Here is a 19,072-nt window from a genome sequence, read left to right as displayed (position 1 = left end):
GCCGGTTTGTACTTAAGCAAGGATGATGAAGGCACCATTGCAGCGCTGCCTGCCGCCGGCGGCCAGACAACTTCCTACAACTTGCTGGACATCGAACACAACCTCATCACACTCGATGACCTGTCCTCCGACACCGCCAGCGTTTACTTGAAGTCGCGCAATAACAACACGCTGAAAATAAACAGATCCACCTTCGGACACCACTTCACTGATACAAGCGGGGAAGAGCTCCTGTTCAAACTGAAGATCATCGAGAGAAATCCCGACTGACCGGGTGAAAACTCTGACTGAGCGCTCAAACCTGCCTGGACAATTTAAAAAAAAAGGCACTGCCGGTAATCGACAGTGCCTTTTTCGTACCGCCAGAATGCTTCAGCGCGACAACATGAAGGTGTCGTACTCGAGGTCTTCCAGCGCGGTGGACAATCGATGCAGCCCCAACAGCACGCACACCAGCAGCGAGAGGGTGAAGCCGTAGCCAAAGAAGCTCGGGCCGAGGTGCATGCTCAGTAACGTCAAACCGGCGTTCAACACCGCGAAGATCACGCACAACTCCAGGACCACGGCGCGCTTGTCGAGGTAGAAGAACACGTTGAGCAACGCCATGAACACCACCTGAATGCTCACGCCGATCAGGTCAATATAGAACAGCGGCAGGTAATAGCTGGAGATGCCCAGCCAATCTAGCAAGCGCGGAGCAAACAGGAACAGCAGCACCACGGTCAGCCCCTGCACCTTGCAGATTTCCAGCAGGCCTTGGCGGATGGACAAGGTCATCTCGGTCTTCAGCGAACTGATGTGCTGCAGGGTCTCGCCTTCACGGATGGCCCGGAACAGCCGGTCATACCACTCGGCAAAATCGGTTTCGATACGCACCAGAAACACCGCCATCCCCGGAATGATCGCCAGGTACGCGAGGAAGATCGGCAGGTCGTAGAGGATCGACGCCCGCAGTGGGCCTATCACCACGTTCGAGGTGCCGGGGTTGAACCAGAAGATGAATTTGTCGATCCAGATGCCGAAGTTGTAGAAAAACCCGGTCACCAGCAGGCTGACAAACACGTGGCGCCGGTCAAGGAAATCGAAGGCCACCAGTTTCTCGGCCCGGTATTCGCGCAGGATGTCGTAGAGAAACAGGAACAGCAGCGTACTGTGCCCGATCAACAACGCCAACAGCAGGCCCGCTATGCCCAGGAAGCTCAGCAGATACGCACTGATGACCATCAGCGTGTAGCCCACCAGCATCACCAGCAGGATGCGGTTATAAGCTTTCATCCCCGAGAGGAAGATGATCACCATCCACAGATTGCACAGCACCACGAAGTTCGACAGCACCAGCAGCCGGTACATCAGCGGCTGGTCGAACAGCACGCTCAGCACGACGATACCCAGGACACCGGCACCAATGGTGACCATCAACAGCACGCCCACCAGGTTGGGCAGGATCTGGTCGTGCTTGTTCTCAAACAACCGGTCGGAAACGAACCGGGTAAAGAACAGCTGCAAGCCGCCCGTAATGATCAGCGAACTGGCCATCAGGTAGGTCACCGTCACCAGGAACTGTCCCACCAGCGTATTGGGCACGACACGGCTCAGGCTGATGATACCCACCAGCATCACGCTGATGATCGACAGCACCCAGGGACCGGAGCTGATCAGCCCGGCATAGACGTAGGCATGCAAGGTCGCGGTGTAGGAATCGCGCGACAGGATCTTGCGAAGTTCGAAGCCAATCCCGGCCATTTAACTGTTCTCCATGGCGGCTTGATACAAGTCGCGATAACGCTGCAGCATCAAGGCTTCGGTGTAGTAACGGTTGACCCGCAACAAGCCGCTGGCCTGAGCCACTTGCCAGCGTTGCGAACTGCGCAGCAGTTCGAGGATGGCCACGCTGGTAGCCTGCGGGTCGGCAATGGCCACGACTTTTCCGGCCAGGCCCAGGTCGCGGTCCTCTGGACTGCCACCTTCGATCATTTCCCGGCACGAGCCCACGTCACTGCTGACCACTGGCGTACCGGCAGCCCAGGCTTCGAGAATAACCAGCGGTTGCGCCTCGCTGATCGAGGTCAGGACCATCAGCCCGAGCTTGGGCAGGATCTCCTGGATGCGCTGGAAGCCAAGAAAATGCACCTTGCCCTCCAGCCCCAGGCTGGCCATCAGGCTGCGGCATTCGCTGACGTATTCCGGGTCTTCCTCTTCCGGGCCGACGATCCAGCCTTCGGCCTCGGGCATGGCGCTGATCACGCCGCGCATGGCCCGCAGGAAAGTCTTCACATCCTTGATCGGCACCACACGACCGATCAACCCCACCACCGGGGCAATGCCTGGCGCACGGGATTCGAGGGCGGTGGTCCACTGCGGCAAGTCGATGCCGTTGGGAATGACCTGGGTACGAACCGGGTCGGCACCGTCCTTGATTTGCCGCTGGCGGTTGCCGTCATACAGCGAAATGATGTTGTCGGCGCTGTTGTAGGTCAGTTGGCCGATACGCTCGAAAAAACGCACCCACAAGGTCCGGATATAGCCCGAGCCGGCATCGAGGCTGCGGTTGAGCGCCTGTCCGGAGCTCTCGGCGATCCAGCTGGCCTGGGCCAGGTCGATCTTGCGTTCCTTGGTGTAGATCCCGTGCTCGCTGAGCAGGTAGGTGCAGTTCCAGCGCTGCTTGAGGATACAGCCCAACAGCCCGGCGTAACCGGTGGAAATCGAATGCAGCACGCGCGCGCGCGGCATCCGGCGGGATGACTCTGCGAGCATCAACAACGGCGACTGCATCGAACGCAGGGTCCAGAAATAGTTGATGAACGACGGGTCGGCGCAATGCAGGCGATAGCCTTCGCTCAACGCCTCCCAACTGGCACGGCTGCGCAGCACGTCGTCGAGGGTCAAGTGGCCTTGCGCGATACACTCGAGCAGGTTTTCGCCCAGTGCTGGCTCGGGCGCGTCCGGGTGATGCAGGAAGCGATACAGGTCTTCCAGTGTTTGCAGGTCGGCTTCGCGTGGCGTACCCCGGGTGTTTGTCGTATGGGTCGCGTCCTCGAGGAACACTTCCTCGATGTGCAGCACGTTCGACGGTACTTGATAGCGTCGTTCGGCATACGCTGAACGCTGTCCGCCGATGAACATCACCGAGAACGTCAGCTCCGGCAAACCGAGGATCATCTGGTGAATCCAGCTCGACACACCGCCACGCACGTAAGGCCAGGTACCTTCGAGCAGCAGGCAGATGTCGGCGATCGGCGCCTCTTCCTTGTGACTCATGTCCAGCTCCTCACCAGATCAGCGAAGGGGGGTCGCTGGCGGGTTTTCTCGGGCAGGCTTGCAAGCAACCCCGGAATTTCATGGTAGCGACCGGCTTCGAAGGCCAGCTCCGCGTGGAACGGCAGAATCTGCGCCGCGCCCATGCCGTTTTCCTGGGCCTGGGTCAGCAGCACTTCGGCGCGCGCGATGTCGCCGCGTTCCAGGGCAATACGCCCGGCCAACAGAAACAGCTCACCGCCCTCACCCGCCTGCAAACCTTGTTCGGCATGTTCGCTGGCCTGGTTGAGGACGTGCTCGAGCACGCTGCCCTGCGCCAGCCCCAGGTACGCCAGCTCCCAATACCACCGCGCCAGGGTGCCATGCAGCACACCGGCGGCTTTGGTCGTGGCGCCGTGCAGTTGACCGAGGGCGATCTGGATGCGCAGGTTGATGTCGCTTTCCTGCTTGTCGAGCATTGAATACGCCAGCAGCCGCACATCGTCGCTCGGGTCGCCCAGCGCCAGTTTGAGAATCGGCACCGCTTCCTTGCCAGGCATGCGTTTGGTGGCCAGTAATGCAGCCAGACGCTGATCCGGATCCGGTGCATGACGCAAGACATCCTGCAAACCGCCATCGGCGAAGATCGGCGAATGCAATTGCATCTGCGCCCGATACGGCAGGCTCGGAATGCCCACCGCTTGCCAGGCCTGCTTGTCGCGTTTGCGTGGCAGGTACAGCGCAGGAAAGATCGCCGCGACCACGCCCACCGTCCCGAGCACCGGCACGAAGAAGGCCAGGCTGAAAATGAACAGCGGGCTCCACGGCAGGGGCGAACGGTAACGCGCCGGCAACAGCAACCAGACCGCGCCGCACAGCAGCACGCTGGCCAAGCCGTGAGTGAGGGTGAACACCAGCAATTGGTGCGCCTCGGGCGCGTCGACCCACAAACTGGCCCAACTGCCCGCCTCTAACAACAAGGCTCCGCTAAACAGCCACTTGCTGATCATTCAGACCACACTCGTTGAACAGGAAGTTACGCAGCCCGTTGTGATCATCAGGCTCCAGGTTGAAAGGCATGACCCGCACGCCGAGGCTGTCCAAGTCACTTTCAATACCGAAGTGTTCATGTACCAGCAGCTTGATACGCGACAGATAGCCCTCGGTGCCTTGCGGGCTGGTCAACGGCAAGAGCACCAGCAGCAACTGGTGATCGCGGTTGTTGCGCAACGGCAAGTGCAAATCCAGACCGCGCTGGCTGCGTTCCAGCAGGCGCGTCAGTTCTTCGTTGGAACGGGTCATTTCGAAGGCGAACAGTCCGGCAGACAACTGGTGCTGTTCGACGTCGACCAGCGAACGCTTGAGTTGCAGTGTGAAGTGCTGCGCGTCGGCATCGGCCAGTTGCAACACTTGCACGTCACGCAACAGCAGGTCGGCGATGTGACCGGCCAACAGCGCCAGCAGGCTCAGCGTACGATCCTGGAAGGCAAAGAACGGCATCTGTCGCACCGCCAGCACTGCCAGCAGGCGCCCTTCGGCATCGATCAACGGAATGCAGGCCTGCAGCGACGAGAATTGCGCCGAGCCGCCGGCATCGATCAATTCCTGACGCACGCTTACCAACTCCCCGCGCTCCAGGCACAACTTGACCAGTCCGTCCTCGGTGTCCAGCGAGCCCATGACGCCGATGGCTGCCAGCGGCGCCGGCAACACTCGCTCACCGCGCTCGTCGACCCGATACAACCCGGCCACCCGCAGCGCGCCGTACTGTCCAAGCACGGCAACGATCGGGTCGGCCAATGCCGCCAGTGCATCACCATGCTCCGGCATCACCCGCAGTTTTTCGCGCAGGCCCAGCAGCGAGCTGCGCAAGCTCTGGTCGCTACCCGCCACGCGCTGTTCCAGGCGGTCATGGGAGACCCGCAGAATCTGATGTGCGCGGGTGAACTCGTCGAGACGATACTGACGATAATCATTGGCCATCTGCAGACGCTCCAGGCGTCGCTCCCACAGATCGCGCACCTCGCCCACCAGCATGCCGCATACCAGCACGCCGACTATCCACGATGGTTCAAGCTGTGCATAGCCGGCATGGCCGCTGGAGCGCAGGGCGAAAACGGCCAGAACCAACAAACCGGCGCTGAGCAGGCCGCGCACAAAACCGTAACGTACACCCAACAGCAGCGGCGCCAGAATCGGCCAGGGGAACCCGCCGTGCATCTGCATCGGGTCGTCCGGGGTCAACCAGAGGCCGAGGCCGATGACCAGGCCGGTTACCAGGAACGTTTCCAGCCAAGACACCGGGCCGCTGGCGCGAGGCGCCAGGCTGTAATCCATGTGTGGAGAATTCATTGCGATCACTCGAACCTAAGGGCGCCAACAAGTTTGTCGAGCACCTTTTGCGCGGTACCCGCGAGGCTTTCACGAGACCAACCGGCACGCGCGCCACTTTTGCTCCAGAGCACCCGGCCGCTATCGGCGTCCAGCACGCGCAGGCTGATGCCCACTGCTGGCTCGCCGTCCAGGCCGTTCTTGTACTGCCATTCTTCGACGCTACCGGCGACCACGTAATCGAGTTTCTGCTCACGCGCCCACTCAAGGGCACCGGCCAGACGCTCGTTATCATCCATCAGCGCTTGCTCACCCTGGGTGCTGGCCGGATAAACCCGTGGTTGCAGGCCATGGCTGCTGAGCACGCTGAGCAGGATTTGCTCGCTGCGTTCACCGGCCTGCGGCGTCTGCGAATAGTTGACCATCGGCACGATGCCCCACTGCGCAGTGCGCGGCAGGCTCGGGCTGCTTTCGTCGGTGAAACTGGCACAACCAGCGACGACCAGGACCGCCAGCGCCAGGCTCAGATTACGAATTGCTTGCATACGTTTTTCTCCCGTAGAAATTCCATGATCAGCGTCCGAAACGCACGCCGTAGCTCACGCCCAGTGTTCCGCCGGCCTTGCCGTCCCCGCCTTGTGGCGCGGATTGATAGCCGAAGGTCAGGGCCAGTTCGTCGTCACCCAGCACTTCAACGCCGATCCCGGTATTGATGCCGTAGTTGAATGTTTGATCGGTCCATTGCCAGCCTGCCGTCAGGTCAACCAGCCAGGTGTACTGCGGCTTGGTCCGCACCAGCGCGCCAGGTATGCCGCGACGCCAGGAACTGCCGACATACAGTTGGCCGTAGCGACTTTGCAGCAGGTCGCTGGCGGTGACGGTTTCGATATCCAATGGATCGATCGGGTCGGGCAAACCGGTGTCAGGGTCGAACGTCTGCACAGGCGCCGCTCTGATGACCGGGCCACCAAAGTTAGTCGACAGGTAATCCAGCGACTTATCCTTGACCCGATTCTTCTGGTAGTCGACACCGCTGCGCACGGTCCAGTTGGGACCGGCGAATTCCAACGTGTGGTTGTACTCCATTTTCAGCGCATGACCATCGCCCAGATCGTCCCCGGCCCGGGTGGAAAACGACCGCTGCGCGACTTCCCAACTGACCTGATCGCGGGCAGTCAGGCTGTGGCGGCCACCCAGATACACGCGGTCCTGTTGGCCGAAGGCGCGCATCAAGCCGCTGTCTTCGCTCTTGCGATGCCAGTCGACGCCGCTTTCCAGTTCATCGCTCACACCCAACTGCCATGTCCGGGACAGACCCAGGCCGTTGCGGTCATCGTCGCTGCGCTGGCTGGTATCGGCGAACAGTTTGTAGCTGCCGTCCTCCACCGCACGTTGCAGGGTCAGGGCAGCGTTACGCTCCTCACCGATGCGCGATGATTCGATTTCGTCACCACTGTAGTCGCCCTGCTCCAGCTCAAGATCGGCGTACCACTTATCGCCCAGGTTGTGCGCAAGCTCCAGGCGTGGCGCGTTGAACTCAAGGCCACCGAAGTCCTGTTCATGCCACGACAACTGCGCACCTTGCGGCGTGCGTTCGTGGATCTCCACGGCCTGGCGGCGCAGTTGTTCGCGCACCGCTTCCGGCTGTTCATCACCGAGCGCCGTCAGGCTGGTGTCGAGGGCTTCATTCAGGCGACCCAGACGACTGAGGGCCTGAGCGCGTTGCGCCGGGTTGAGGTCGCTGCTGGCCAACAACGTTTCGACCTGCGCCTTGTTACGGCTGCGCAAGGCTTGCTGGATCTGCTCATAACGCTCGACCTTCAAGCCCTGACTGCGCGCCCATTCCAGCCATTGGTCTTTCTGCGACTCCTGATTGCTCGCATCAAGACGTGCCAGCAAACGCTCGAACCACACCTGCAACATTGCCGGCGAGCCGTCCTTCCATTTCAGGACTTCTTGCTGGGCCTTTTTCGGTGAATAACTGCTGGCCATCAAACGCAACCAGATGCCATATCGCTGAGACGACGGCTGAAGATTTTCGCCTTCCGGGCTGCGCAGCAGCTTCAAGCGCAGACGCTGGGCCGCATCCTTATAGCCGGCACTGTCCAGCGCATCGGCGTAGGCCGCTTGCACCAGCCAGTCCTGAGGACTGCTCTTGAGGTACATGCGATACCAGGCCAACGCTTCGCTGTCGCGGCCGAGCATCTGACTGGCGCTGGCGAACGGCAGCCACAGCAGGCGGTCTTCGCGCGCCCGGGCTTTCCATTGGCTCAGCAGCGGCTTGAGTGCGGCAGTGTTGCCCTGATCGACGTAGAGCCACATCAGGCGTTCGCGGAACAGGTTGTCGTCAGGGAACCGCGCGAGGCCTTCCTGATACAGGCGCAGCGCTTCGTCGGTCTGGCCCTTGTGCACTGCCAATGCACCGCGTACTGCCAACACTTGAGACCGGCCATAGGCATCAGGGTATTGCTCGGCGTCCTTGAGCAGCGACTCCACTTGCGGCCAGTCCTGCAACTCCTGGGCTTGCTGCAAGGCCTCGACCAAACGCTGCTGGTCGTGGCTGCGCTGCCAGCTGGCGACCATCAACTGCAGAGCGCGCTGTGGATTGCTGGTGCGATAAAGGGTGATCAACTGACTCTCGTCGCCACTGGTGAGCGAGCCTTTGAGCGTCAACAGCTTCTCGAGCGACACCTGCAATTCATCGTCCCGTTCCAGGTCCCAGGCCAGCGAGGCCCGGGAGCGCCAGTAGTTCGGATCAGTGATGGTGCGGTTATCGACTTGCAACACCTGCCATGCCGACGTGTTATCGAACAACTTGAGATAGGTATCGACCCAATCGACGCGCTCGGTGGTGGTCAGCGCAAAACGTTTCGAGTAATCCTTGTAAACGTCGGCCTTGGCTGCATATCGCCCGGTGTTTTCCAGGTTTTGCAGCAGGCGCGTCCAGGCCAGGCGATGCTTGGGGTACTTGCGCAAATACGTGTGCAGCCAGGCTTCAGCCTCTTTTGGCGTACCCCTCGATTCGTGACCGTAGATCAACGCATCGAGTTCGATGTCGGTCAGCGCACGCTGCTCCATGATCTCGGCAAGCAACGGAATCGAGCGATCGAAGTCGAACTGCTGGCTGGCCAGGCGCCAGGCGTGCTCACGGGTTTGCGCGCTTTCGCGCAGTTTCAACAGACGAATCCAGTAACCGAGCGCCGCTTCGCTTTCACCACGCCATTCGCCGAGGTGGGCCATCTGCTCAAGCAACTGCACATCTTCGGGATGTTCGGCGAGCAGTTGCTGGCCACTTTCCCAGGCGCCCGGCAAATCGCCGAGGGCCAGACGCATGCTGAAATCCTTCTGCAGGATCTGCGGGTTGTCCGGTTGCAGGATGCGCCACTGTTGCAGGAAGCGCTGCGCCAGATCGAAGCGCTTGCTGGCGATGGCCACATCGACGCCCTGCTGGACCCAGGCCGAGTCGGTTTGCGGGTTGATCAGCGAGTCGATTTCATCTTCAAGCACCTGCGCAGCCTGGTCGCCCTGACCGGAAGCCAACAGGCTGTTGTAGGCCAACTGGGCGTACTCACGACGCTCGCCCGCCTGATCAGTATCCTTTCTCAACTGCAGATAGATTTCTGCGGCGCGCGCCGGTTGCTCACCCGCCAGATACCATTGCGCAGCGGACTTGAGCGCCGCGCTGCGCTGCTGTGGGTCGCGAGCAGCAATTTCTTCATACACACTGGCGGCAAACGCCGGTGCCTGCAAGGTCAGCGCGAGCTTGGCCAGGTTCTGCAATTGCGGCAGTGGCAGCATCCGGTGATCGAAGCTTTTCAAACGCTCGACCAAAGCCTGCTGGGTGATCAGGTCGCTGCCCTTGGCCGCTTCCAGCGCATCCAGTTCGAGCCGGTAATACGCCTGCAATTGCAGGTTCGGCTTGGGCCAGTTCTCCAGATGCTGACGTGCCTTGGTGTAATCACCGAGGCGAATCAACAGGTCGACCAATTGCAGACGCAGGTGATCGTCTTCCGGGTGAGCGGTCAGCAGCAGTTCGGCATAGTTGGCGGAAACCGCATCCGGTTCGCGGCCGTCCGGCTGGAATACTTCTTCACGCTGGAAGGTCGCCCACAGCAGACCGCCCACGGCAACCGCCACCACCGCCAGCGCCCACGGGTTGAGCAGGCGGCTGTTTTTGCTCGCTGAAGAATTAGTTGCAGAAGAGCTGACCATTACTCACCTGCTTCATTGGTAATTGAAAAGTCCACAGACCGGCCGATGCCTTGCCTGCAAAACGCTGTCCATCCACTTCGACCCGGCAGGCACCCGCCGACCGTACCGAGAAGGTCAGATCAAACTGCCCGGCAAACGAAAAACTCACGCGTTGATCATCCAGGTACTGCCAACTCAGCAGAGGCAAATTGGCTTCCTCCAATGCCGGCCGGCTGTCCCGATCAGGTCGCAGCACCAGCAGTGCCCGGTCGCTGCTGAGGGCCACATAGCGCCCTTGCGGTAGATCTCGAACACCGGCAATGCCTTGCGATCGCAGCAAATCCGGCCAGCCCATTTGCGGGTCCAGGCGCACGGTGCGCAATGCATCCATGCCGCGAATCTGCCAGTTGCCATCGGCGGTCCGCGCCAGGCTGGCCTGATACAAGCCATGCAATCGATCGATGTAGTCGCTCATCCACAGCGACATCGGCTGCTGGTCACGCATGTAGCCGTAGATCTCGTGCATGGCCTTGATCGAAGCCTGCTTGGTGCTTGAATAAAAGTGGTAGTAAAGGTGCAGGCCACGCAGTCGGCGCGGGCTGTCGGTCAGCTCGAAGGTGTCGATCACTTCGCGGAAGCCGTAATACGGACCTTTCCACAGGTTGGTGTAGAGGTTTTCGTTGATGATCGGCGCGTAGTACTGCAAACCTCCCTCGGTAGGGCGCAGTAGCGGGTTCAACCCGGTCAGCGACGGATCGGCCTTGGTCATTATCGTTTCCGCGCCGTTGACGTTTTTTAGACCGGCATCGTAGGCAATCTTCAGCGTCGCTGCCGAAGGCAGGGCGTCACCTGGCCAAAACACCATTTTCACCGGTTTTTCCGGGGTGGTGAGCTGCTGGTTGATGTAGTCGCGCGAACCGACCACCTCGCGATAGAAATCAATTTTGTCGTAGCCCGCAATAGCCATGTTCAAACCATATTCCGGTTTGAAATTCTCACGCTTAGTGGCCTTTTCCGGCTGCATGAAAAACGGATGGCTGAAGGTATGGGTGGCCACTTCGACTTTCGGATTGGCGAAGATCTCGCGGGCGATGGGCTCCAGTTCGCGTGCCAGGTGCGGGAACATGCCGCGTGGCGAAATTTCACCCTCGACGATCGACACCGACGTCAGGAACGGGTTGGGCTTGATGTAGTCATCCAGCGTGTGACGGCCGGCGTACGGCGTTCCACGCACTTCGGCACGGGATGGAAAGCCATCGCCGTCGATGTGTACGGTGGCGATTCGACGGCCGTTTTCTGTGGTGGTGTCCGGCCGTGGTTGCTCAGGCAGACGCAGGCTTGCCTTGAGGAAAGCGAAGGGGTCGAGAATCCAGCGACTGCGCTCGTTGTTCACCTCAAGAATGTAAGGCGCCAACGCCAGACCGCCCCAATCGCCAATGACGACCGGGTCGAAAGTTTGCCCCGCAGTATTGCTCAGAGAGAGTGCCGGTGTCGGCCCCTTGGGCAATACCGAAACCGCCGTCAGGTCACGGGATCGGGGCTGCACCGGTGCTTCAAAAGCGCCGAGCAGCGCTTTGTCTTGATGAGTCACTGTCAGGGTTTGAGTACCCGGCGGGGCTTCTCGCTTCAAGCCCATGCGCTTGAGCAGCACCTGGTCTTCAACCGGCAAGCCGGAGAAAAAAACCACCGGTACCTGCTCATCCAGACGCGCGCTGATGAAACGGTTGAATGCCGGAGCATCCTGTGGTGAACCGCTGGTCATCCACGTAATCACACCGGCATACAAGCCACTGAAGCGATAATCCGGCATGGAGCTGGTGGCAGGCAGATAGTCAACGCGATAACCCAGGTATTCGAGCAGCCCACCCAGATAGGTGTGACCGGCATTGTTGGCGAGGTCACCTTCGCGCGGGTCGTAAACCAACGCGACACGCCGCGGCTGCACTTCGATGTTGCTGATGCCCATCGAATTCAGTTCCGGGGTGCTGATGAAAGGAATGAATCCTTCATCGCGCAAACGCTTGGCCAGCTTGCGGGCCTCTTCGCGTCGTTCCGGTGGCAAATAGTCGATCGCCACCAGTGGAATGCCTTTGGCACGCAACGGTTGCAGCTGGCCCAGCAGCCATTGGCGGTCCGCCTCTGGTACTGGACGGTATCGTTTGGCGGATGCATCCCAACCAGCATAGAGCGACTCGAAAGCTACCGCTGCAGCCACGCCATCAAGCTCCGGAAGCACTTCAAAACCACGATTGAAAAACAGCTTCAGTTTGGGCTGCTGCTTGTGCAGTTCCCGCAGAAAACTGGCAAGACCGGCACGCTGGGCTTCACGTGATGCCTCTGGCAGCAGAGTGAAACTGTCGAGGGTATCGAGAAAAAGTCCACCATAGCCCTGGGCTTGCAACTGCTTGGCACGGCCGAGCAAATGTTCGCGCCAGGCCGGTGCCGTAAGGTCCATGACCTGACTGTTCCACGAGTCGTTTCGCACCGCAGAGACAGCCTTGTCCAGGCCGGCCTTGGTGATATCCGCTTTTGAACCGTCGAACTCCCCCACAGACATATAGGCAAACGGTTCACTGCCAAGCTTGCGCAACGTTTTGACATCGCTCGACGTCATGTGCCCGGGTTCGACGACAGCCCAGTCAAACTGCGCCAGCTCAGAGATCGGCGGCTCGTCGGCATACCAGAAAGTCACGCTTGAGGGAGGCGTCAATACCGCGGCTTGCACGGCGGGGCCACTCACACACAGCGCCAGAGCGGCTAACAGTCGCTTGGCGACCGAGCGGGCACGCGTCCTGCGAAAAACGATTTCCATAACTCACTCTTGAAATGACAGATCAGTACTGCTTGAACGTCGGGTAGCTTGAGCCGACCGAGTTACAAACTGCGGATGAGTTGCGCTAGACCATTGCCGATGGAAGTCGGTTCCGGAAGATCAAAGCGCTCGAGCAGGCGAGCATTGTTGGCGCGCGAATGGCGAATGTCGCCTTGGCGTGGCGCCTGTTTGTTCACCGTCAAAGGATTGCCGGTGACACCACCCAGTTCAGCGATCAGATCATTGAGGCTGGTGGAGCGGCTGAGACCAATGTTCACCGCTCCAGAACGCGGCTCATGGGTCTCCACGGCTTGCAGCAGGATGCTCACCAGGTCCAGGACATAGACGAAGTCGCGGGTCTGTTCACCGTCCCCGAAAATCGACACAGGCAGTTGCTTCAACGCCCGCTCGGTGAAAATGCTGATCACCCCCGAGTACGGCGAGGACGGATCCTGGCGCGGCCCAAAGATGTTGAAGAAGCGCAGGATGACCGGTTCGAGACCGTGTTCGCGGCGATAAAAGTCCAGGTAATGCTCACTGGACAACTTGTCGCTGGCATAGGGTGTGAGTGGCGATTTTGGCGTGTCTTCGTCGATCGCCGAACCTTCGCCGTTGTTGCCGTAAATGGCAGCACTGGAGGCGAACACGACGCGCTTGATACCGGCCTTCAACATGCTTTCACAAACGTTGAGAGTGCCGACGAAATTGCTTTGGTGAGTACCGACCGGATCATCCACCGACGCCTGCACCGAAGCCACCGCCGCCAAATGAACGACGGCATTGCAATCGCGCATGGCTTGGGCAACTGCGGCACTGTCTGCGACATCGCCAACCACCAGGTTCAGGTTGGCATTGTCAATCGGCAGGTTACTGACTTTGCCGGTCGACAAGTTATCCAGCACTCGAACCCTGTAACCTTTGGCCAGCAATGCTTCTACAAGGTGCGAGCCAATGAATCCCGCTCCGCCAGTAACCAGTACGCGCTCAACAAACATGAAATTTCTTCCTGAAGATTCAAGCGGACGCTCGTGGTTGAAGCCCGCTGACAGTGCAGGCATTTGTATCGTATTGCGGTTGCGATCCATGGGGAACTGCCGAGTCCCCACCGACATGGTTATGGCGCAAGGCCATCAAAACGCGGCTGATAATGGGAGATCCCACTGAGACTGTCAATAGCTTGTCTACTTTGCCGCCGTACGGCAAAAAAAGCGCAAATTCGTCATTTTATTGACGACACAAATCGGATCCATTTGGAGAAACATACGCTCCCGCTCGCGCGAATCAGCCAAACGTAAGAGCAAACGGTGCCGCTGCCTGTTCAATGGCAGCGACGACATGAGTTGCCTGCTCTCGATGCTGTGGATAACGCGCAATCACCACTTCAACAGCGGCGAGCAAGGGCCAATACATCCTCGGGGATATAGGCGGTGGTGTTAACGATGTCGTAAGCCGATAATCCGTAAAGAACAAAAAAAGCCCCGCATCTCTCAATGCGGGGCTTTTTCATTCAGCAGCTGATCAGGCAGCCGGTTCCAGCTCTGCACTCACAGTCGCCGTAACAGGAACGACCGCTTGCCCGCTCAACGCCAGGTCCAGCAGCTCACGGTTGGCCACTGCGTACATGGCGTAGTCCGTACCGCTGGCGGCACGGATTTCCACCAGCATGGCGCGCCAGCGCTCGATCATGCCGTCGTGCTGCGCCATCCACAGCGCCAGGCGTGTTTCCACGTCCTGAGTGCCGTCGCCCTGTTGCAAGACCGAGATGGTGATCGCACGTTGCTGCCAGTCGACGTCATCACGGAACGCTTCACGGGCCAGGGCTTGCCAGTTGTTTTCAACCGGCAGAGCGCTGATCTGTTGCAGGTACCAGGTGATGTCCAGCGCGCTGCCCACGGCGAAGTAGGCCTTGGCCACATCCGCTGGGTCCTGGCCGGTCACGTCGGCGGCCTCGATGATCGGCAACAGGGTGTACAGGTGTGTCGTGCCCGCCACCATGCGTGCGAGCAACTCGGGTACACCGGCGGCGACGTACGCCTGATAGCGCGACTGCCAGTTCTCGCGGATCTCGCCACTGAGCAGTTCGTCGAGCTTGAGGCCCAACTCTTTCAGGTGCGGACCGAAGTGAGCGACGTCACGGGCAGCGTTCTGCTCGTTGCGGCGGGCACGCAGGAACCAGCGTGTCGCGCGACGACCCAGACGCATCAGCTCGTCCATCAGCTCCAGTTGCACGTCAGCCGAAACCTGGTAATCGAGGGACTCAATCTGACGGAACCAGTGCGGGAGATGGAAGATGTCACGCACGATCACGTAGGCGCCTGCCACGTTCGCCGGGCTCATGCCGGTCGACTCTTTGAGTCGTTGAACGAAGGTGATGCCCATGTGGTTGACCAGGTCGTTGGCGATCTGGGTGCTGACGATCTCGCGCTTCAGACGGTGACGGCGCATGGCTTCGGAGAACTTGCTCACCAGGGACGGTGGGAAAGCGGTTTCCATGTCGCGTGTCAGGTAGTCGTCGTCCGGCACCAGGGAGTTGAGCAGCGCCTCCTTGAGGTCGATCTTGCTGTAGGAGATCAGCACCGACAGCTCGGCACGGGTCAGGCCATGGCCTTCCGCGATTCGCTCGTTGATCGCCTCTTCCGACGGCAGGAACTCGATGGCGCGATCCAGCTTGCCGCGGCCTTCCAGATCGTTCATCAGACGCTTGTATTCGGCAATCCGCGGCAAGGCACGACGAGCGGCCAGGGACAACGCCTGGGTCTGCTTGTAGTTGTTGCCCAGCACCAGACCACCGACTTCGTCGGTCATGCTCGCCAGCAACTGGTTGCGTTGCTTGTCGGTCATGTCACCGGCCTGAACCACTTCGTTCAGCAGGATCTTGATGTTCACTTCGTGGTCGGAGCAGTCCACACCACCGGCGTTGTCGATGAAGTCGGTGTTGGAGCCGCCGCCATTGAGGCCGAATTCGACACGGCCCAATTGGGTCATACCGAGGTTACCGCCCTCGCCCACGACTTTGCAGCGCAGTTCGTTACCGTTGACGCGCAGCGCATCGTTGGCCTTGTCGCCGACATCGGCGTGGCTTTCGGTGCTGGCCTTGACATAAGTACCGATACCGCCGTTCCACAACAGGTCTACCGGGGCCTTGAGCAAGGCATTGAGCAGTTCGGTCGGGGTCAGCTTGTCGGCCGTGATGTCGAAGCGTTCTTGCATCTGCGGGGAAATCGCGATGCTTTTTGCGCTACGGGAGAAGATCCCGCCGCCTTCGGACATGATGCTGGTGTCGTAATCCGACCACGCCGAACGCGGCAGGTCGAACAGGCGCTGACGCTCAGCGAAGCTGTTGGCCGGCTCCGGGTTCGGGTCGATAAAAATGTGCAGGTGGTTGAACGCAGCGACCAGTTGCAGTTTGTCGGACATCAACAAGCCGTTACCGAACACGTCACCGGCCATGTCGCCGACGCCCACTACGGTGATGCTGTCTTCCTGGACATTGATGCCACGTTCGCGGAAGTGACGTTGTACGCCAACCCACGCGCCCTTGGCGGTAATACCCATTTTTTTGTGGTCGTAACCGGCCGAGCCACCGGAGGCGAAGGCGTCGCCGAGCCAGAAGCCGTAGTCGATGGCGATACCGTTGGCGATGTCAGAGAAGGTTGCAGTGCCCTTGTCCGCTGCAACGACCAGGTACGGGTCATCGTCGTCATGACGCACGACGTTGGTCGGTGGAACCAGTGCGCCGTCTTTCAGGTTGTCGGTGATGTCCAACAGGCCCGAGATGAAGATGCGGTAGCAAGCGATGCCCTCGGCCGCGATCTCGTCACGGCTGCCGCCCAGTGGCAAGCGACGTGGCAGGAAACCGCCCTTGGCGCCAACCGGTACGATGACCGAGTTCTTCACTTGCTGGGCTTTTACCAGGCCCAGGACTTCGGTGCGGTAGTCTTCTTCACGGTCGGACCAGCGCAGACCGCCACGAGCGACGTTGCCGAAGCGCAGGTGCACGCCTTCGACGCGCGGCGAGTAAACGAAGATTTCGAACTTCGGTACAGGCTTCGGCAGCTCTGGAATCTGGTGCGGGTTGAACTTGAAGCTGAAGTAGGACTTGTTCTGACCGTTGGCGTCGGTCTGGTAGAAGTTGGTCCGCAGAGTGGCCTTGATCAGGTCCAGGTAGCGACGCAGGATACGGTCTTCGTTGAGCACCTGGACGTCGTCCAGAGCGGTCAGAATCGCGTGTTCCAGACGCAGCTCAAGGTCGTCGCTGCTTAGCTTGCGCGCCAGGTAGAAACGGGTCTTGAACAACCGGGTCAACTCGCGAGCGATGTCGGTGTGGTTGTTCAGGGTGCTGGCGATATAGCCGAGGTCGAAGCCCAGGCGGATCTGCTTCATGTAGCGAGCGTAGGCACGCAGCAGTGCGACATCGCGCCAAGGCAGGCCGGCGGTCAGTACCAGACGGTTGAACGCATCGTTCTCGGCATCGCCGCGCACGATGTGGACGAAAGCGTCCTGCAAGGTGTCGTTGAGCTGCTGGATGTCGAGGTCCAGGCCTTCGGCGGCGGTGAACGCAAAGTCGTGAATCCAGAACTCGCGGCCATTGTTGTGACGCAGGCGATACGGGAACTCACCCAGCACGCGCAGGCCGAGGTTTTCCAGGATCGGCAGCACGTCGGACAACGCCAGTGGCGTATCAGCGTGGTACAGCTTGCAGTGCAGCTCGCGCTGGCCGGAGACCTGACCCAATGGCTGATAGAAGCTCATCACCAGTGGATTTTTTTCGTTCAGGCTCAGCAGGTGCTGCATGTCGACCACAGCCGAGTGGGCTGCGAAACGCTCGCGATAACCGGCCGGGAAGCCTTTCGGGAAGTCAGCCAGCACGTTGGTGCCGTGGGCTTCGCCGAAGGTTTCGATGGTCAGTGCCGAGTAGTCGTCCTGCCAGCTGCGGCAAGCCTGGATCACTTCGTTTTCCAACTGCTGCGGGTCGATGTCCAGACGGTTTTTCGGATCGACGCGCAGAATCAGCTGCACGCGAGCCAGTACGGACTCGGAGAAGAAAGTCCAGAACTCGCAATCCGAGGCTTTCAGGCGATCCATCAGCACTTGCTGGATCTTCTGGCGCACTTCGGTGGAGTAGATGTCGCGCGGCACGTAGGCCAGGCAGTAGCAGAAACGGCCGTACGGGTCTTTGCGCAGGAACACGCGAATCTTGTTGCGTTCCTGGATCTGCACGATCGACATCACGGTGCTGAACAGTTCGTCGACCGGGGTCTGGAACAGGTCATCACGCGGCAGCACTTCGACCACCTGGGCCAGTTCCTTGCCCAGGTGAGCCTTGGCCTGGAAGCCGGAACGGCGTTCGATTTCCTCGACCTTGCGACGGATGTACGGGATGACCCGCACGCTCTCGCCATACACCGACGAGGTGTACAGGCCCATGAAACGGCATTCCTTGATGACGTTGCCGTCAGCGTCGATTTCACGGATCGACACGTAGTCCGGGTAGGCCGGACGGTGAACACGGCTTGGGTGCGCGGCCTTGGCGAACGACAACAGGGTCGGTTCGCGCAGGTAGTTCACGGCGTAGTCTTCGATGCGCAGGTCATCGTAGGTCAGGCCGGTACGCAGCAATTTGGTCAGGCCGAGGAACGAGTCCTGGTCATAGACGATGTGGCCGCCGTCGGCTTCATCGCGAACCACGAATTCTTCGTAGCCGAGGAAGGTGAAGTGGTTGCCCACCAGCCATTCCAGGAAGCTTTTGATTTCGGCTTTTTCTTCTGGATCAACCTTGAACTGGCTGTTGTCCAGGCCGGTCAGGATTTCCTGGACCTTGGCTTTCATCGGCTCGAAATCGGCCACCGCGACGCGGACTTCACCGAGAACCTGCTCGAGCTCTTTGCTCAGCACGTTCAATTCGGCCGGGTTGGCGCAGCGGTCGATTTCCAGGTACATCAACGATTCTTGCAGAACGTCGTCACCCTGGGTGCCTTTCGGCAGGATTTCCAGCAGCTCGCCCTTGCTGCCGCGACGCACGCTCAGCACAGTGGTTTGCAGGGTATGAATGCTGTAGCCGCGACGGTTCAGCTCGGTACGCACCGAGTCCACCAGGAATGGCAGGTCGTGGTGCAGCACTTCGACGGCGGTGTGGGTCGACTGCCAGCCGTGACGTTCGTAATCGGGGTTGTAGACGCGCACTTGCGGTTGCGCGTGATCGAAGCGCTCAAGCAGGCGCCACGCAGAAAGGGTGCAGCCGGCGAGGTCGGACAACCGACGCTGGGTCAGCTCGTCCAGGGAAATGATGCCGAAAAATTGTTCAGCGAACAGCGCCACTTGTGGCAGTGCCTGTTCACTGATGTGCTGCGCCAGTGCCGCTTGCAGTTGGTGCTGGAAGTCGGCTTTGCTGGCTGCGGTGAAGAACGCCATCTGTGGTACTCCGCTTGGGCTTGTTATTGATGGAAGCGTCGCGTGCAAAACCCCTTTCGGGGCGTTCCGTCACCCTGTTCCTGATTCTCGGGC

10 protein-coding genes and 1 pseudogene are annotated in these 19,072 nt (G+C 60.0%); 1 reads left to right on the top strand and 10 read right to left on the bottom strand.

Going from position 1 to position 19,072, the window contains the following annotated elements; translation table 11 throughout:
• Nucleotides 1-6: 6 nt before the first annotated feature.
• The gene (locus ACIPL2_RS00870; protein WP_401352007.1) at nucleotides 7-270 is read left to right on the top strand and encodes a hypothetical protein; all 264 of its coding nucleotides are present in this window, start codon (nucleotides 7-9) and stop codon (nucleotides 268-270) included.
• Between the two features lie 102 nt (nucleotides 271-372).
• Here ACIPL2_RS00870 and pelG read toward each other — a convergent pair whose 3' ends face one another.
• The 10 genes and pseudogenes from pelG to ACIPL2_RS00820 all read right to left on the bottom strand — a co-directional run bounded on the left by pelG (nucleotide 373) and on the right by ACIPL2_RS00820 (nucleotide 18,979).
• Nucleotides 373-1,743, bottom strand: coding sequence for an exopolysaccharide Pel transporter PelG (gene pelG, locus ACIPL2_RS00865; protein WP_056854942.1), 1,371 nt, complete (start codon nucleotides 1,741-1,743; stop codon nucleotides 373-375).
• Complete coding sequence (pelF, locus tag ACIPL2_RS00860) at nucleotides 1,744-3,258, bottom strand: GT4 family glycosyltransferase PelF (protein WP_401352004.1); 1,515 nt, start codon at nucleotides 3,256-3,258, stop codon at nucleotides 1,744-1,746. It lies immediately after the preceding gene.
• Entirely contained in the window at nucleotides 3,255-4,244 is a 990-nt protein-coding gene (locus ACIPL2_RS00855) for a HEAT repeat domain-containing protein (RefSeq protein WP_401352002.1), read from the bottom strand. The genes pelF and ACIPL2_RS00855 overlap by 4 nt, the downstream gene beginning before the upstream one ends.
• A complete protein-coding gene (locus ACIPL2_RS00850) occupies nucleotides 4,222-5,586 on the bottom strand; it encodes a PelD GGDEF domain-containing protein (protein ID WP_401352000.1) in 1,365 nt (454 codons plus the stop codon). Before ACIPL2_RS00850 ends, ACIPL2_RS00855 begins: the two co-directional genes overlap by 23 nt.
• A gap of 5 nt (nucleotides 5,587-5,591) precedes the next feature.
• Complete coding sequence (locus ACIPL2_RS00845) at nucleotides 5,592-6,110, bottom strand: penicillin-binding protein activator LpoB (protein ID WP_401351998.1); 519 nt, start codon at nucleotides 6,108-6,110, stop codon at nucleotides 5,592-5,594.
• Between the two features lie 28 nt (nucleotides 6,111-6,138).
• Entirely contained in the window at nucleotides 6,139-9,777 is a 3,639-nt protein-coding gene (locus ACIPL2_RS00840) for a tetratricopeptide repeat protein (RefSeq protein ID WP_401351996.1), read from the bottom strand.
• Nucleotides 9,755-12,568 (bottom strand): bifunctional glycoside hydrolase 114/ polysaccharide deacetylase family protein, encoded by a 2,814-nt coding sequence (locus tag ACIPL2_RS00835; protein ID WP_401351994.1) that lies wholly within the window; start codon nucleotides 12,566-12,568, stop codon nucleotides 9,755-9,757. The genes ACIPL2_RS00840 and ACIPL2_RS00835 overlap by 23 nt, the downstream gene beginning before the upstream one ends.
• Nucleotides 12,569-12,630: 62 nt before the next feature.
• Nucleotides 12,631-13,563, bottom strand: coding sequence for an NAD-dependent epimerase/dehydratase family protein (locus ACIPL2_RS00830; RefSeq protein WP_401351992.1), 933 nt, complete (start codon nucleotides 13,561-13,563; stop codon nucleotides 12,631-12,633).
• A gap of 286 nt (nucleotides 13,564-13,849) precedes the next feature.
• A pseudogene (locus tag ACIPL2_RS00825) lies at nucleotides 13,850-14,018 on the bottom strand (type II toxin-antitoxin system HipA family toxin); the annotation flags it as partial.
• A 68-nt stretch (nucleotides 14,019-14,086) separates the two neighbouring features.
• The gene (locus ACIPL2_RS00820) at nucleotides 14,087-18,979 is read right to left on the bottom strand and encodes an NAD-glutamate dehydrogenase (protein WP_401351990.1); all 4,893 of its coding nucleotides are present in this window, start codon (nucleotides 18,977-18,979) and stop codon (nucleotides 14,087-14,089) included.
• Nucleotides 18,980-19,072 lie beyond the last annotated feature (93 nt).

The organism is Pseudomonas sp. NPDC086251 (assembly GCF_044746405.1).
Classification (GTDB): Bacteria; Pseudomonadota; Gammaproteobacteria; order Pseudomonadales; family Pseudomonadaceae; genus Aquipseudomonas.
This window is presented reverse-complemented; position numbering and strand designations above follow the sequence as displayed.